This window comes from Streptomyces netropsis (genome assembly GCF_014203545.1).
GTDB lineage: Bacteria > Actinomycetota > Actinomycetes > Streptomycetales > Streptomycetaceae > Streptomyces > Streptomyces netropsis.
Map to the genome: position 1 here is coordinate 106,356 of NZ_JACHJG010000014.1, position 14,276 is coordinate 120,631.

General features: G+C 70.4%; 17 protein-coding genes. 7 read left to right on the forward strand and 10 right to left on the reverse strand.

The window, feature by feature from the left end; genetic code table 11:
- From FHS38_RS36190 to FHS38_RS28125, 3 genes are all read right to left on the reverse strand, one after another.
- A partial coding sequence (locus tag FHS38_RS36190; RefSeq protein ID WP_221495445.1) for an FG-GAP-like repeat-containing protein occupies positions 1–584 on the reverse strand: 584 nt, incomplete at its 3' end.
- A 266-nt stretch (positions 585–850) separates the two neighbouring features.
- Positions 851–1,363: a GNAT family N-acetyltransferase gene (locus FHS38_RS28120; RefSeq protein WP_184738235.1), complete on the reverse strand. Its 513-nt coding sequence runs from the start codon at positions 1,361–1,363 to the stop codon at positions 851–853.
- Between the two features lie 92 nt (positions 1,364–1,455).
- The gene (locus tag FHS38_RS28125) at positions 1,456–2,574 is read right to left on the reverse strand and encodes a DUF5937 family protein (protein ID WP_184738237.1); all 1,119 of its coding nucleotides are present in this window, start codon (positions 2,572–2,574) and stop codon (positions 1,456–1,458) included.
- A 135-nt stretch (positions 2,575–2,709) separates the two neighbouring features.
- Between FHS38_RS28125 and FHS38_RS28130 the strand changes: the two genes are divergently transcribed.
- Together FHS38_RS28130 and FHS38_RS28135 are read left to right on the forward strand one after the other, a co-directional pair.
- On the forward strand, positions 2,710–3,105 hold the full coding sequence (locus FHS38_RS28130; RefSeq protein WP_184738239.1) for a VOC family protein: 396 nt from the start codon (positions 2,710–2,712) through the stop codon (positions 3,103–3,105).
- A gap of 27 nt (positions 3,106–3,132) precedes the next feature.
- Positions 3,133–4,062 (forward strand): ATP-grasp domain-containing protein, encoded by a 930-nt coding sequence (locus FHS38_RS28135; RefSeq protein WP_184738240.1) that lies wholly within the window; start codon positions 3,133–3,135, stop codon positions 4,060–4,062.
- Here the strand turns inward: FHS38_RS28135 and FHS38_RS28140 are convergent.
- Entirely contained in the window at positions 4,035–4,445 is a 411-nt protein-coding gene (locus tag FHS38_RS28140) for an SgcJ/EcaC family oxidoreductase (protein WP_184738243.1), read from the reverse strand. The genes FHS38_RS28135 and FHS38_RS28140 overlap by 28 nt on opposite strands.
- A 47-nt stretch (positions 4,446–4,492) precedes the next feature.
- Here FHS38_RS28140 and FHS38_RS35730 point away from each other — a divergent pair, with 47 nt between their 5' ends.
- Positions 4,493–4,618, forward strand: a complete 126-nt coding sequence (locus FHS38_RS35730; protein WP_260420985.1) for a hypothetical protein — start codon at positions 4,493–4,495, stop codon at positions 4,616–4,618.
- A gap of 110 nt (positions 4,619–4,728) precedes the next feature.
- Here FHS38_RS35730 and FHS38_RS28145 read toward each other — a convergent pair whose 3' ends face one another.
- A complete protein-coding gene (locus FHS38_RS28145; protein ID WP_184738435.1) occupies positions 4,729–4,905 on the reverse strand; it encodes a hydrophobic protein in 177 nt (58 codons plus the stop codon).
- Between the two features lie 167 nt (positions 4,906–5,072).
- Between FHS38_RS28145 and FHS38_RS28150 the strand changes: the two genes are divergently transcribed.
- Positions 5,073–5,627 (forward strand): GNAT family N-acetyltransferase, encoded by a 555-nt coding sequence (locus FHS38_RS28150; RefSeq protein ID WP_184738245.1) that lies wholly within the window; start codon positions 5,073–5,075, stop codon positions 5,625–5,627.
- A 6-nt stretch (positions 5,628–5,633) separates the two neighbouring features.
- On the opposite strand, the gene FHS38_RS28155 is transcribed toward FHS38_RS28150, so the two are convergent.
- Positions 5,634–7,115, reverse strand: a complete 1,482-nt coding sequence (locus FHS38_RS28155) for a hypothetical protein (protein WP_184738247.1) — start codon at positions 7,113–7,115, stop codon at positions 5,634–5,636.
- 304 nt (positions 7,116–7,419) lie between these two features.
- Here FHS38_RS28155 and FHS38_RS28160 point away from each other — a divergent pair, with 304 nt between their 5' ends.
- On the forward strand, positions 7,420–7,701 hold the full coding sequence (locus tag FHS38_RS28160) for a hypothetical protein (RefSeq protein ID WP_184738249.1): 282 nt from the start codon (positions 7,420–7,422) through the stop codon (positions 7,699–7,701).
- Positions 7,702–7,821: 120 nt separating this feature from the next.
- Here the strand turns inward: FHS38_RS28160 and FHS38_RS28165 are convergent, their stop codons facing one another.
- The 4 genes from FHS38_RS28165 to FHS38_RS28180 form a co-directional block, all read right to left on the reverse strand.
- Positions 7,822–9,123 carry an MFS transporter gene (locus tag FHS38_RS28165; RefSeq protein WP_184738251.1) on the reverse strand — a complete coding sequence of 434 codons (1,302 nt, stop codon included), beginning with the start codon at positions 9,121–9,123 and terminating at the stop codon, positions 7,822–7,824.
- A gap of 108 nt (positions 9,124–9,231) precedes the next feature.
- A complete protein-coding gene (locus tag FHS38_RS28170; RefSeq protein ID WP_184738252.1) occupies positions 9,232–9,747 on the reverse strand; it encodes a glycine-rich domain-containing protein in 516 nt (171 codons plus the stop codon).
- Between the two features lie 22 nt (positions 9,748–9,769).
- A complete protein-coding gene (locus tag FHS38_RS28175; protein WP_184738254.1) occupies positions 9,770–11,008 on the reverse strand; it encodes a phenylacetate--CoA ligase family protein in 1,239 nt (412 codons plus the stop codon).
- A 129-nt stretch (positions 11,009–11,137) separates the two neighbouring features.
- On the reverse strand, positions 11,138–11,290 hold the full coding sequence (locus FHS38_RS28180; RefSeq protein WP_184738256.1) for a hypothetical protein: 153 nt from the start codon (positions 11,288–11,290) through the stop codon (positions 11,138–11,140).
- An 805-nt stretch (positions 11,291–12,095) separates the two neighbouring features.
- On the opposite strand from FHS38_RS28180, the gene FHS38_RS28185 reads away from it, so the two are divergent.
- On the forward strand, positions 12,096–12,704 hold the full coding sequence (locus tag FHS38_RS28185) for a carbonic anhydrase (protein WP_184738258.1): 609 nt from the start codon (positions 12,096–12,098) through the stop codon (positions 12,702–12,704).
- A gap of 61 nt (positions 12,705–12,765) precedes the next feature.
- Positions 12,766–14,247, forward strand: coding sequence for a SulP family inorganic anion transporter (locus FHS38_RS28190; protein ID WP_184738259.1), 1,482 nt, complete (start codon positions 12,766–12,768; stop codon positions 14,245–14,247).
- The last annotated feature ends 29 nt before the right edge of the window (positions 14,248–14,276 follow it).

Below are 14,276 nucleotides of genomic sequence, written 5' to 3' on the forward strand. Positions count from 1 at the left end.
ACTGCGACGAGGTCGGGGCGGGTGTCTCGGTCCCAGTCGGTTATGGCGAAGTCGAACGAGGCGTCTGTTTCGTGGAGTGCTGTGCCGGTCTGGAGGGTGAAGCGTTGGAAGTTGCTGGCGCCGGAGAGGATATGGACTTCGGTGCTGTTGGTGCCGGTTCTGTTTTTCTTTACTGCGACGAGGTCGGGGCGGGTGTCTCGGTCCCAGTCGGTTATGGCGAAGTCGAACGAGGCGTCTGTTTCGTGGAGTGCTGTGCCGGTCTGGAGGATGTAGCGTTGGAAGTTGCTGGCGCCGGAGAGGATATGGACTTCGGTGCTGTTGGTGCCCGTTCTGCTCTTCTTCACCGCGACCAGGTCCGGGCGGCCGTCCCGGTCCCAGTCGGTCGTCGCGGTGGCGAAGGTGTCGTCCGTCTCGTGGAGCGCCGTACCGGTTTGCAGGATGAAGTTGCCGAACGCGGGCGCGGTGGCCTGCCGGGTACCGGTCGATGCGTGCTCGTCGCCCGCCGCCACGGCGGCGCCGGGAGCGGCGAGTATCACGCCCAGAACCACGGGGGCGAACGCGGCAATGGCCTTCACGGTGCGCACAGGAATGCCTCCCTGACACTTTCTCCCGAGAAGATCTCGCGAGCTCGCCTGATACTAGAGGCCGGTCTTCACCAACAGAGTTGAAAAGCCGGTCGGTAGGCCGGAAAGGGCGGCTGAAGGACTCATTCCGTAGGCCGCGGATGGTGATCGCCATTGCGCCGCCATCCGCCGTTCGTACTGCTGAAATCGATCGTCGGAGTTCGGAATTTCAAGCCGAGCGCCCGACGGGCCGGGGCGGTCCCTGCCCGCGCCCGGCGGAGGCGTGGCTAGATGCCGAACGGGGCGGCGTAGTGGATGGTGCCGCTCGGCAGGGGGCGGTCGTCGAGGCCGAGGACCATCATGGCCTCGTCCGGGACCTCGATGGTGGGCCGGATCCCGAACCCGGAGGCGGGAGAGAAGCCGAATCGCGGGTAGTAGGCGGGGTGCCCCAGCACGGTGACGATGTGCTCCCCCTTGTCCCTGGCGGCAGCGAGCGCGGCGCGGACGGCAGCCGAACCGGCGCCGGTCTTCTGGTACTCGGGCAGCACGGCGACGGGGGCCAGGCACAGAGCCGGGGTGTCGTCGATGTGGCAGCGCGTCAGCAGCGCGTGGCCGGCAAGGGTGCCCTCCGGGGTCTGGGCGACCACGGACAGACCGGGGATCCACGCGGCGTCGGCGCGCAGGGCGTCGACGAGGTCGGCTTCCAGCGGGGTGTCGAACGCGGCCAGATTGATCTCGCGGATCATCGGAATGTCGGCGTCGGTCTCGGCGCGGCTGATCCAGTCGGTATGCGTGTCCATAAGAGGATGAGTCTCCATTTCATGCGCCTTGTTGTCGATTGATTTCCACACCCCGGCGCCGGGCCCGGCGGAACACCAGCCGAGGCCCTGCCCTAGCGCAGGATCCCCTCCAGGAAGTCGCTGCTGAGCCGGGCGACCACCGTGATGTCGAGCTGGTACATGACGTACCGGCCACGGCGGCGCGTGACGATCAGGCCGGCCTTCTTCAGCACCGCCAGATGACGCGAGACCTCGGGCGCGCTGATGCCGAGGATGACGGCCAGCTCACCCGTCGTGTGCGGGGCCCGGGCCGTGTTGCGGCACAACTGCATCCGTACGGGGTGGGCCAGGGCCTCGAGCCGCAGCTTGAGCAGCTCCACCGAGGCGGGCGCCGGAAGTTCGGGGCCGCCGACGGGGTAATGGACGACCGGACGCCACCCCGGCCGGTGCAGGATCATCAGATGCGGCCAGCCGAAGTGTGACGGCACGAAGGTGAGGCCCGCCCCCACGTCGGGATCCGTCGCCGTCGCCTGCCCCTCCGACAGCTTGTCGGCACGGATCCGCGTGCCGCCGTCCTCCAGGGCCAGGGCGGGCGAAACCGCGGTCAGCGCGTGACCGAGCCCCTTGCGCCGCAGCAGCTGCGTCTTGTGCCGGGCGTCGGCGGCCAGCTTGCCCTGCACCCGGCGCCAGGTGTCCGCGAAGAAGGCGGCGTCGCAGTCCTCGACGAGACGGCGCACCCACACCCGTACCGAATCGGGGTCCTTGAGCAGCCGCGCGGTGAACTCCAACTGCTGCGGGCCGCGGGCCGTGGCCAGTTCCAGCGCCCGTGCGCGGGCCGCGGGATCGCTGAGCGGTGACGTACCGCCCGTGTTGTACGAGTCGAGGCTGCAGAACTCCAGGGCCGTCGAGACGAACTGCTCGTCGTCCAGCAGGTCCAGCAGGTCCAGCTCCTCGGCGAGCGTCGCCCGGGTCCTGCCGTCACCGCCGCGCACCCCGGCGAACGGCATGAAGAGGTCGGAGAACGTATTGCGCCAGAGGAAGTCGGCTTCGCAGAGACGACCCGCGAGATCCGGCTGGAGCGATGCCGCCGTGGCCGTGGCCCAGCCTGCCAGCCCCGGGTGGTGCCCGGGCTCGGACAGGGTGTGCAGGGCGAGGCTCAGCTCGGCGAGCGGGGACAACTCGAAGACGATGTCCGCGGTCGCCAGACCCGCGATGTCGATGAAGACGCTCATACCCACCATGGTGCCTGCCGCCGTGCCGGACCCACGACGCGCGGCCGGGCCGGCCGCGGTGCCGCCCCGGTTTGCGGGTAGGAGTGCCGAAGACGCACGCGACCGGCCTTTTCGACAATGGTGAGGAGATGACGGATGACCGTCGCGAAAACGAGTGTCCTGGTCCTGGACTGCGCGGAGCCCGAGGCGTTGGCGGAGTTCTACGCCACGCTGCTCGACGCGCGGACGCAGCCGGGAGCCGACCCCGACTTCATCGAGGTCGTCGGCCTCGACGGCGCGCACCTGGCGATCCGAAGGGATCACGGTCTGGCGCCGCCCAGTTGGCCGCGACCGGACGACTCCCAGCAGGCGCACCTCCGCCTTCTCGTCGCCCGGCACGACATGGACGAGGCGGAGCGCGAAGCCATCGGACTCGGTGCCCGGCCGCTGGACACCAAGGACAACGGCGGCCCTGGCGATGTGCGGATCTACTCCGACCCCGCCGGGCACCCGTTCTCCCTGGCCGTACGCCGCGACCGGCCCCGGTGCTGAGCCGCGCGGTCGCATAGGGTGCCGGGCATGGTGCCTCTGATCCTCTTCTGCGGTGATCCGCTCGACCCCCGGCGGGTGGACCCGCACTTCGCCGACGAGGCCCGGGCCGCTCGGCGGCTGGGGCTGCGGGTGGCCCTGCTGGATCACGACGCGCTGGTCGCCGGGGACGCGCGGCGTGCCGTGGCGCGTGTGCCGCGCGGAGGCGGAGCGGCGTGGTACCGGGGCTGGATGGTGCCGGCCGCTCGATGGGCCGACCTCGCGCGCTCACTCTCCGCACGTGGCGTCACCACCCTGACGTCGGCTGCGGACTACCGGCGGGCTCACGAGCTGCCTGGCTGGTACGACACCTTCGCCGCGGTCACCCCACGCAGTGTCTGGCTGCCGGCGCCGCACGGACGGGCGCCCGCCGAGCCGGAGCTGGCGGACTGCGCCACGGCGCTGGGCCACGGCCCGGCGATCGTCAAAGACTTCGTGAAGTCACGCAAACACGACTGGCACGAGGCGTGTTACATCCCGGACCTCACCGACACCGCCCGGCTCGCCGCGGTGGTCACCCGGTTCGTTGAGCTGCAGGAGGAGTTCCTCGCGGGCGGTGTGGTGCTCCGGGCCTTCGAGCGCTTCTCGGACGCGGGCGAGGCCCGCGTGTGGTGGGTGGACGGCGTCCCCGCCCTCACGACGGCCCACCCCGACAGCCCGGGCCTGCTGCCCGAGCCGGACCTCGGCGCGGTGGCGCCGCTCGTCGCGGCCTTGGGCTGTCGGTTCGTCACCACCGATCTCGCACTGCGGGAGGACGGGGTGTGGCGGGTGGTGGAGGTGGGGGACGGGCAGGTCAGCGACCGCCCGCGGGGGACGGACCCGACGCCCCTGCTGCGTGCCCTGGCCGGAGTCCTCGACCGAGATCCGGCGCAAGGCGGCCGCGGGCTCGCCGGTCAGGAGTCGAGCACCTCGGTGTTCTGACAGGCGGTCAGGCGCCATTGCCCGTCCTCCTTGGCCATGACGTACAGCGGGCTCCCCTCGTTCCCGATCGGCTGACCGTCGCCTGTCAGGTAGCGCTGACGCACCTTGACGGCGGCCACGTCCGGGCGGATGAACAGCACGTGCACCACCTCGTAGGTGGTGCACGAGTCCGTCATCGCTCCGGGGAGCACCTGGTGGGTGAAGGCCGCGATCTCCTCCCGGCCGGTGAGGCGCCGGCCCTGGTCCGTCGTCCAGATCGCGTCCGGCCGGAACAGGGCGGCGAACTCGTCGGGAAGTCCGTCCCGCTGGGACTGCTCGATGGCGGCGACCACCTGCTTGATCGCCTCGATCTCGGTCCCGCGCGACGGCTCTGTTGCGTTCATGGAGATCATGACGGGATCTCAAGTCGACGTTCTGTCAAGCCACTTCGATGGGCGATGCTTCCCCCGGGCGTGGCCGTGGCGTCCGGCGCACCCAGGGCCTCGCGAGGCAGCTCACCGAGCGGGGTATCCGCGCCAAGGTCCTCAACGCCACCGGTGGCATTCCCCTGCCGTGACGGCAGGGCGCGTCGGCGAGGAGCCACACGAAGAGCGGGTGGCCGGACGAGTCGTCCGGCCACCCGCTTCGTTCCGCGTCCGCGCGGGGTGGGATGTTCATCCACCGCGGCTACCAGCGGTACCAACGGCCGCTCCGGCGGCCGCCACCACCGGCGGTCGGCCGGATGACGAAGCCGAGCAGCCATACGGCGAGCACGATGAGGGCGACCCACCACAGGGCCTTGAGCGCGAAACCCGCACCGAAGAGGAGCAGGGCGAGCAGGAGAACTGCGAGCAGGGGAACCATTGTCATCAACCTCCGAACAGCCGTTTGCCCTGAACGGGCCTCGGTATGCGTGCGGCTCCCGGCCGACGGCCGGAGCCGTCAGGAGGCCGCACCGCCCCTGGCGGGGCCATCGCGTGTGTGGTGGGATGCGAACCGCCGCCCAGAAGCCTGTTCGAGGGAGACGTGACATGGAACGCCCATCCGAGGCCCTGGAACATCGGACGGTCCGTCTGGTCCGCTGGCGTACGGGCGACGCGGAGTGGGCGTTCGACCTGGTCACGCAAGCCCTGGACCATCTTCGTCCGTACATGCCCTGGGCCGACGGCTACAGCGCCGAGCAGAATCTCGCGTTCCTTCGCTCGTGCGAGCAGGACTGGGACGCCGGTACCTCCTTTCAGTACTCCGTGCACCACCAGGGGCGCCCCGTCGGGTCGTGCGGACTCCTCCGACGCCCCGAAACCGAAACGGGAGTCATGGAGATCGGCTATTGGCTTCACCCGGATCACACCGGGAAGGGCCTGGCGACCGACTCCGCCCGCCTCCTCGTCACGGCCGCGTTCGCACTGTCCGACGTCGGCGCCGTGGAGATCGTGCACGACGAGGGGAATCACGCGAGCGGAGCCGTGCCCCGCCGGCTGAACTTCACGCGAATCGGCACGCGAAGATCCCTGCCGCCACTGCCGCCCGCCGATTCCGGCACCGAAGTGATCTGGAGCCTGACGCGGCAGCAGGCTGCGGGCTGAACCGGGTCAGTCGTGCGGGCGCCGCGCGTGCCGCCCGTGCCCCGGCTGGAACATCGACTGCAGCCGCCCGAACAGCCCCTTGTCGGAGCGGCTGCTGTCCGTCTCCCGGACCGGGCCCCCGCTGTGGGGCGGGACGGCGGGGAGTGAGGGCTCGGTCCGGGCGACCGCCGGGGGCTTTTCCAGCTCCCGGCCCGTGGCGCCGGGCGCTGCCGGGCCCGGCAGCGGGCCCAGCAGCGCCCACCCGTATGCCGTGCGAGGCGTCCCTTGCGGGGGAGCCGGTGTGGTGGCCGGAGGCGAGGGCCATACGTTCGGCCACGGCACGTCTGGCTTGCCGAGGCCGTACGGATGGGCGTATTCGAGCGAGTCCACGGGTGAGGAGGCATAGCCGGTGAAGTCGCCGTAGCCGCCGTAGCCGTCGGGATCGTAGGTGACGGTGGAGTCGTATGCCGCGGGGTCGCCCATGGGCCGGAGGTGGCCGGCGGCCGAGGCGACGGTGGCCTCGGCCTCCTTGAGGGTGGCGAGGGCGTGTGCCTGGGAGGTCTCCACCCGGGCGGTCGTGAGCTCGCTCTGCAGCGAGGTGACATGGTCCTGCAGCCGCCGCAGCTGGTCGACGTTGGCATGGAGGTCGGTCCGCAGGCGCTCGGCTTCCCGCTGCGCGGTGGACTCGTGCAGTCTGACGCGCTTCAGCTCGACCTGGAGCCGCTCGGCGTCGCCCTTCCGCCGGAGGGCGAGGGCCGTGCCGCGGGCCGCCTGCTGCCCGGTCTCCCGCAATTCCCTCCGCAGTGCCCGCACTTCGTCCTCGAGCGAGCTCGTGTACGCGTGGCGGGCGGCACGCTCGTCCTCCGCCAGGTACTCCTCGTACCGGGCGGGATCACCGTCACGGAGGGCGGCGAAGTAGGAGCACATCAGGGCCTGTCGGTCCCCAGGGGGGAGGTCCCGGCCGTCCGGCATCAGAGCGAGCAGCTGATCGATCTGATGCCGGTCGGGCACCCGCGCACCCCGGGCGACGGCAGCCAGCGCGGCCGGCGAGACCGTATCGGCCGGTGCGGTGGGGAAGCGCAGCCGCAGCGCGCGGCTGACGGCGTCGAGGTCGGACCCCAGCCGGTCGATGACCAAGTCGCGCACCGTCGAGGCGAATGCCTGTACGGACTTGGGGAGGGGGCGGCGCTTCTCCTGATCCGCCTGCGTCCACAGGGCCTTGATCTCCGACCAGACCTCGCCCTCCGGCCGCTTCCTTCCGGTGCTCATCCGCAGCAACTGCAGGACGACGGCGTGCAGGGTGTCAGATCCTGTCAGACTCCGGCCGGTCAGGATCTCCCCGACCGTGGTGTGCGAGGCGGTCGCGGGCAGGGAGTTGTCCTGATTGATGGCCTGGGAGATCTTGCGGTACGAAGGGGCGCCCGCGGCCTCGCGCAAGGCGCACATCGCGTCGCGTAGACGGAGCAGAGCGCCGTCCGGCCCCCGCCCACCCCGCATCTGTGCGGGCATAGCCGAGGCTCCCTGCTGTCAGATCGTGTCAGAGGAAGCCGATCGTCCCATATCCCGGTGTACCGCCGGGGATTATCTGACAACTCTCTTCACGGCAGATGCGTCAGCCCTGCCGAGCCGAGGTGTCGACTGGAGGGGCCGACGGTGATCGCCGCCGGTTTCGTTACGACCGGGCCGCCGCATACCAGCGGGCAGCAGGACCGGCGGCCCGGTCCCCACCCCGATGAGGGGCGTCATGAACCACCTTAAAGAGCACGACTTCCGCGACCGCCTTCATGGCCAAAGCCGCCACCGTGCGGCGCCGGTGCGCTACCGTGCCCGCCACGCGGTCATCGCGCTGACCTTCCTCGCAGCGGCCCTTCCCGCCGTCCCCGCCGCCCAGGCCGCCGCCCAGGCGTCCCGCGCGGCGGCCGCCGCGCCGGCGCAGCCCACAGCCCGTCCGCCCGCCCGGCCCGACGGTCTGTCCAGGGAAGAGCTGTGGCGCGCCGGCCTGCCCCCGTTCCTCGCTTCCCTGGGGTCGGGCACCGTTCTCGCCGTCACCGGCTGGGGCATCAAGCGGATCACCTCCCGTCGATCCGCCCCGTAGCGGGCGGATCGGCTCCCGTGCCCGGGAGCGGCGTCCGGGACGAGCCGCGACGCACCGCCGGGGAGCCCACGTCGGACTCCCCGGCGGTGCGCCGAACGCGGGAACCCCGGGCCGTGGTCGTCACACCCGCTGCTTGCTCGCGACGGCTTCCGCCGGGGTGGCGCGCGGTGGTCGGACGGACACCGCGAGCACGGGGACGATCGCGAGCGCGAGGACGGCTCCTCCCGCAGCCAGCGCCGGGAATCCGCTTGCCGCCACGACCAGGCCCGAAGCCATCCCGCCGGTGGCACCGGCCATGGCGATGCCCACGTCGACCGTGCCTTGTGTCGCGGCACGCCGGGCGAGCGGAACCGCGTCCGTGACGATGGCGGTGCCGCTGATCAACCCGAAGTTCCACCCCAGGCCCAGAAGGACGAGGGCCGCGGCGAGGGCGGCCACGGAGTGCGGCGGTGCCACGGCGGCGAGGATTCCGGCCGTGAGGAGGGTCAGACCGGACGCGGCGGCGACCCACAGCCGGCCGAGGCGGTCGACGAGCATGCCCGTGAGGGGGGAGGGCATGAACATCGCCGCCACATGGAGGGCGATGACGATCCCGGCCGCCTGTGTGCCGTGCCCGTGGGCCCGCATGTGGACGGGCGTCATCGTCATGATCGCGATCATCACGAGCTGGGTGACGACCATGACCGCCGCGCCCGTGGCCACGGCGCGGGTGTCCGTCCGGGCGGTGGGGTCCTCCCCCTTGCGGCCGGGGTCGCCCGGCGCCCTGCCGGCCGCCGCGAGGTCGCGGGCCAGCAGCAACGGGTCGGGGCGCAGGCAGGTGCCCAGGACGGAGGCGGCCGCCGTGAAGGCGACGACGGCCAGCATGAAGGGGCCGGCGAGGCGGGGGATGCCCCATGCCTCGGCGACCTCTCCCGTGGCGCTCACCAGGAGGGGGCCGACGACCGCGCCGAGCGTGGTGGCGAAGAGCACGGTGCTCACCGCGCGGCCCCGGCGCGAGGGCGAGGCGAGGTCCGCCCCCGCGTACCGGGCCAGCAGATTGGTTGCCGTGCCCGCCCCGTAGACGAAGAGGGAGAGGAAGAGCAGGTACACACTGTCGACGGCGGCCGCGATGACGACGCCGAGACTGCCGAGCGCGCCGACGCCGTAGCCCAGGGCGAGCCCCGGCCGCCGTCCCCAGCGCTGGCAGAGGCGCCCGACCCCCATGGCGCCGAGCGCGGCCCCGGCGGTGAACAGGGCGCTGGGCACCCCGGCGAGGCCGGTGGAGTCGAGCATCTCCTCGGCCAGTAGCGCGCCGACGGTGATGCCGGCGGCGAGCCCCGCGCCACTGAGGATCTGGGAGACGACCAGGACGGTCAGGACCCGCCGCTGCTGGGGGACCTCCGGTTCGCCGTGCGGGGCCGGTATGCCGGACCGAGCGCTCATGATGTCTTTCCCCGTCCCGCGCAGTGAGAAGTCGTCCCGGACAGCACGCCGGGTGGTGGTGCGGGCGCCGTGGTCCCGTCGGTGGTGCGCGCGCAGGCGGCGCGCGTGTCAGGCCGCTCCCAGCGGCTCGAGTGCCGCGATCTCCTCCAGCGGCATGTCCAACTGCTGGTGCAGGAAGCGCACGATCGTCCAGTGCGGCAGAGCGCCCTCGTCGAAGGGGCCGAACTCCCGGCAGTACAGCGGGATCCAGCGCAGAGCTTCCTCGATCGCCTGCTCACGGCCGGGCTCCCGCTGGTAGTCCTCGTAGCCGATGCTCCGGTGGTGGATGAAGAACCGGCCGGGCAACCTCTCCTCGCACAGCTCACGGTACTCGCGCGTCTGCAGGATGAGGTAGTGCCATATCTCGTCGATGTCCTGCTCGACGGGCAGGAAGAGGCCGCCGAGCTGCTCGCGATGGAGTGAGATGAGGTAGAGGTACCGCAGGCACTCGATGACCTGGCGTTCTACGTGGTCCGGAGCCGCTTCGGTCTTGTCGGTGAAGTACTTCACCACCTCGTCGTGAAGTCGGCTGCCGAGGAGGGCCTTGAGGTCCTCGGCGGAAACAGTCGGCTGTGGGGTGGTCACACCATTCTCCCGTCCGGGTGGATCAGAGGTCGTTCACGAGCCAGGCGTACTTGCCGGACTTGCCGATGGCAATGTGCGCGCGGTGCTCGATACGGCACCGGCGACCGGTCAGTTCACCGACACCGTGCTCCAGCGCGGCGGCCTCGGCCGGCTCGAGTGGTCCGCCGTGGAAGGTCGTGTACCGCAGCACGGCCTCCGCGTCACCGGCGGGCCGGAGCTGGTGGAGGAAGACGTGGGACGACGCGCCGCCGACGCAGTCGTCGAGATCTCCCTGCGCGACCGGGCCGTGCGGTGCCGGGAGCAGTTCCTTCTCCCGGCCGCAGAACCGGGAGATCCTGGCCGGGTCCGGTGTGCCGTCCAGGGTGCGTACGCAGTCTCCCGAGCGGTAACGGATCAGCGGCATGTGGGGATTGCGCACACTCGTCACGATGAGATTGAAGAGTTGACTGCCCGGGGCCACCGGAATCAATTCCACATTCATCTGGTCGAGATACGGCCAGTACCGGCCGTCGCGGTCGCTGTAGTAGAGGTAGCCCAGTTCCGTGCTGCCGAACAGGTCGATGATCGGGCACGTGAAGTGCCGCTGGAGGAACCGGCGGACATTCACCGGGGTGTATTCGTAGGCGTGGATGATGCTGGCGGGCTGCGGAAATTGGTCCCACAGGCCCCACTCGTTCACCTTCTGTACGAGGTGCGCCAGGTGGTAGCCGGAGCAGTCGAGGTGGTACCACCCCTGCGGATGTGCCTGCCGCGCCGTCCGGATCTCGGCGAGCATGCGCTCGACCTCGTCGCGCTCCCACAACGCCGGGTCGAGCCGCAGGTTGAGATAGAGAGTGCGGGCGTCCAGCCGCCGTTCCTCGAGGGCGGGTACGGGGTCCGGATCGGCTCCGCGCTTCTTCGCGTTGACCCGTGCGACGTGCTCCGTCGCCAATACCGTGGTGAGGGAGACGCGTTGGCACCCCTGGTCCCAGGTGTGGGCGATGTCGGGATGCTCGCTCCACAGCCGGTAATAGGAGTTGAGCAGGAAGTACGGGGGGCGGATGATCTGCATGCGGGCGTGATTGGTGCCCGTGGAGAGCACGAACTCCGCCTCACCGGCCGCGAGTGCCTCCGCGAGCCGGGGCGTCATCCAGTTGTCCGGGAAATCTCGCGCTATCTCGGGTTTTTCGAGTACAGGGAAGTGTCCCTGCTCGATGGACCTTCGGTAGATCGGTATGTCCCTGATCCGATCGACGACGTCGGCTGTCGGCTGACCGTTCATTCTCACCCTCGGGGTCTGCTCGGAGAACGGGAGCCCCGCGTGAAGCGCCCGGGGCCGTGCGCCGGGGGAGCGGGCCGCGGACGCGCCGAAGCGGCCGGGCCCGTTCCCCCGGGTTCAGCGGACGGGTCGTCAGGAGATGCAACCGGCCTTGGGAGCCGCGCTGATGCAGCCGGACTTGGCCACGCTGATACAACCGTCCTTCGCGGCGTCGCGCGCCGAGTTGGCGGCGACCCAACCCTTCCAGACGTTGTCCTGAGCCATCTTCTTGATGAGCTTGTCCATCTCGACCTCCGAAAACGGTGACGTATGCGACGGGTGACCTGCTCTTTTGTCGCTCCGTCAGACCGTAAAGGAATTCCCAAGAGAGTGTCAACGTTGGGCAAGGTGATGATCGCCAGGATGTTGGCCGGTCGGTGAGTTGACACTCGGGTGTCGCTCAACTCGGCGGAGGAGGAGCGGTGGGCCCCGGGTGTTCGGCGACCGCGGCGAGCCGGGCGCGGAGCCGTGGTGACGCCATGGGGCGGGTGGCCGTGAGGCGGGGGCGTGGCGTGGCGGCGGTGGGGTGAGACGTCCTGGCGATGGCGTGAAGCGGCCCTGGGGGCGTACGCCCCCAGGACGCGCTGCCGACTACGCATCCACCAACCAGTTAAGCGCATTATTGAGCTGCCTAGGCCTGCCGAGCTAAGGTAACGTACAGGCAAAAGACGGCGTGGCCGCAGCGCGGGATCGTACATGTGACCGCCGGTTCCCTTGCTGCGGTGTGGCATTCATGACGCGTGGTCAACGAAACACGTTCTCGGGGGAGTTCGTGTTCACGGGGCAACACGTGTTCAAAGAACAACAGCGAATTTCAACCGGGTGGGGATGCCGGGACCATCGGGCCGCCTCCGGACCGCACGCTCTTCCAGCGCGCCACCCCTGCGGTGGAAACCTGTGCGGCGCTGAAGTCACAGCAGGGAATACCGGTCGAGTTCGGCACAGCACCCCTGAGTCGGCCTGCCCCGGTAAGCCCTCACACGCGAAGTACTCCAATGCTGACCTTGAACACACCGTGCCTGAATGCCTCAGGCGCAGGAGGCGGGCCAACATGAAGTCCCTGATAGCCAACGCGCGATCGTTCGCGACGCACGTGACCGGGTGTGCAGAGGAATTCCGTGCCCTGGAGGCCGGACAGCATCCGGAAGCTCTGTTCATCACCTGCTCCGACTCGCGTGTGGTGCCCTCACTGATCACCGGTGCGCGCCCCGGTGAGCTGTTCGAGCTGCGGACCGCGGGCAACATCGTGCCGGAGTACTGCAGTGACCACCCCGCGGGCGAGACGGCCACCATCGAATACGCGGTGCGCGTGCTGGCCGTCCGCACCCTCATCGTGTGCGGACACTCCCACTGCGGCGCGGTCGGAGCCCTCGTGCGCGGCGACGACCTGTCCGGCGCGCCGGCGGTGCGGGGCTGGCTGGAGCGCGGCGCGTCCGCCGAGCTGAAGGCATTCGCCGACGACCGTGACGACCCGGTCGTCGCCGCCGCCGTGCAGCGCCATGCCCTCGCCCAGCTCGACCGGCTGCGCGCCTACCCCTGCGTCGCCGAGCGGCTGTCCGACGGCCGGATGACGCTGCACGCCTGGTACTACGAAGTCCACACCGGGTCCGTCCTCGCCCACCGCGCCACGGACGGCGAAGCAGCGTTCCTGCCCCTGTGACCTGCGGCTCCTCGCACGCGGTCACACCAGCTCGTCCTTCCCCACCTCACGTGAGGAACCCATGCTCTCCATACCCGCCCCCGTGTCCCTGCGACGGGACTTCACCGCCTCCCTCGTCGTCTTCCTCGTCGCCCTGCCCCTGTGCGTCGGCATTGCCGTCGCCTCGGGCGTGCCCGCCGAACTCGGCCTGATCACCGGCATCGTCGGCGGCCTCGTCGTGGGAGTACTGCCGGGCAGCTCCCTCCAGGTCAGCGGTCCGGCGGCCGGGTTGACCGTCCTCGTCTACGAAGCGGTCCAGGCCCACGGGCTTGCCACCCTCGGCGTCATCGTCCTGGTCGCCGGCGTCACCCAACTCGTCCTCGGTTTCATGAAATTCGGGCGTTGGTTCCGTGCCATCTCGGTCGCCGTCGTCCAAGGGATGCTCGCGGGCATCGGACTCGTTCTGATCTTCGGCCAGTGTTATGCCATGGCCGATCTCAAGGCGCCCAGCGCCGGGATCGACAAGATCGCCGGGCTGCCGGCACTGGCCGCCGACGTCGCCGCGGACCAGCAGTCACTGACCGCGCTCGCCATCGGATCCGGCACCGTGGCCGTCCTCGTCCTCTGGAAGCGCCTGCCGGACCGGATCTCCGGGGCGCTCCCGGCGCCCCTGGCCGCCGTCGCCCTCGCCACCGCCGCGACCGCGGCCTTCTCCCTGCCCATCGCCAAAGTCGAGGTCCAGGGCCTGCTCGAATCGATCCAGCCACCCGCTCTGGACGACTTCACCGGCCTCGGCGAGATCACCCTGCTCGGCACCGTCCTCGCCTTCACCCTCATCGCCTCCGCCGAAAGCCTCTTCAGCGCGGCAGCGGTCGACCGCATGCACGACGGCCCGCGCACCGACTACGACAAGGAACTCATGGCCCAAGGCGCCGGGAACGCCGTATGCGGCTTCCTCGGCGCGCTGCCCATGACCGCGGTCATCGTCCGCAGCGCGGCCAACGTCCAGGCCGGCGCCCGCACCAAAGCCTCCCGAGTCCTGCACGGTGTGTGGCTCCTGCTGTTCGCCGCCCTGCTCCCCGCGGCCCTCGGCGTCATCCCCGTCGCCGCCCTCGCCGCTGTTCTGGTGCACGCCGGCTGCAAACTCGTCCCCGTCCGGGAACTCCTCCCGCTGTGGCGCGAACACCGCGGTGAAGCGGTGGTGCTGGGCGTCACCGCGCTCGCCATCGTCACCACCAACCTGTTCGAGGGCGTCCTGGTCGGCCTGCTGCTGGCCGTCGCCAAGACCGCGTGGGCGATCTCCCACGTCCACATGAACGTCAAGCAGGCCGGCACCGGTCCCATCCACGTGAGCCTGACCGGCAATGCCACCTTCCTGCGCCTGCCACTCATCCTCGACACCCTCGAAGCACTGCCCAAGGACCGGCCCATCGAACTGGACCTGTCCGGGCTCCGCCACCTCGACCACGCCTGCCAGACGGCCCTCACCAACTGGGCCGACCGGCACAACGAAGAAGGCACCGAGCCGGTACGGATGAGCGGCCGCAACCACGGCCACGGGTAGCCGCCCGCCCGATCGGGTCTCCACGGATC

Coding starts and splice junctions, on each gene's coding strand:
- FHS38_RS28120 (WP_184738235.1), bottom strand. CDS start 1,363: ATGGACACGCATACCGACTGGATCAGCCGCGCCGAGACCGACGCCGAC.
- FHS38_RS28125 (WP_184738237.1), bottom strand. CDS start 2,574: ATGAGCGTCTTCATCGACATCGCGGGTCTGGCGACCGCGGACATCGTC.
- FHS38_RS28130 (WP_184738239.1), top strand. CDS start 2,710: ATGACCGTCGCGAAAACGAGTGTCCTGGTCCTGGACTGCGCGGAGCCC.
- FHS38_RS28135 (WP_184738240.1), top strand. CDS start 3,133: ATGGTGCCTCTGATCCTCTTCTGCGGTGATCCGCTCGACCCCCGGCGG.
- FHS38_RS28140 (WP_184738243.1), bottom strand. CDS start 4,445: ATGAACGCAACAGAGCCGTCGCGCGGGACCGAGATCGAGGCGATCAAG.
- FHS38_RS35730 (WP_260420985.1), top strand. CDS start 4,493: ATGGGCGATGCTTCCCCCGGGCGTGGCCGTGGCGTCCGGCGCACCCAG.
- FHS38_RS28145 (WP_184738435.1), bottom strand. CDS start 4,905: ATGGTTCCCCTGCTCGCAGTTCTCCTGCTCGCCCTGCTCCTCTTCGGT.
- FHS38_RS28150 (WP_184738245.1), top strand. CDS start 5,073: ATGGAACGCCCATCCGAGGCCCTGGAACATCGGACGGTCCGTCTGGTC.
- FHS38_RS28155 (WP_184738247.1), bottom strand. CDS start 7,115: ATGCCCGCACAGATGCGGGGTGGGCGGGGGCCGGACGGCGCTCTGCTC.
- FHS38_RS28165 (WP_184738251.1), bottom strand. CDS start 9,123: ATGAGCGCTCGGTCCGGCATACCGGCCCCGCACGGCGAACCGGAGGTC.
- FHS38_RS28175 (WP_184738254.1), bottom strand. CDS start 11,008: ATGAACGGTCAGCCGACAGCCGACGTCGTCGATCGGATCAGGGACATA.
- FHS38_RS28180 (WP_184738256.1), bottom strand. CDS start 11,290: ATGGACAAGCTCATCAAGAAGATGGCTCAGGACAACGTCTGGAAGGGT.
- FHS38_RS28185 (WP_184738258.1), top strand. CDS start 12,096: ATGAAGTCCCTGATAGCCAACGCGCGATCGTTCGCGACGCACGTGACC.
- FHS38_RS28190 (WP_184738259.1), top strand. CDS start 12,766: ATGCTCTCCATACCCGCCCCCGTGTCCCTGCGACGGGACTTCACCGCC.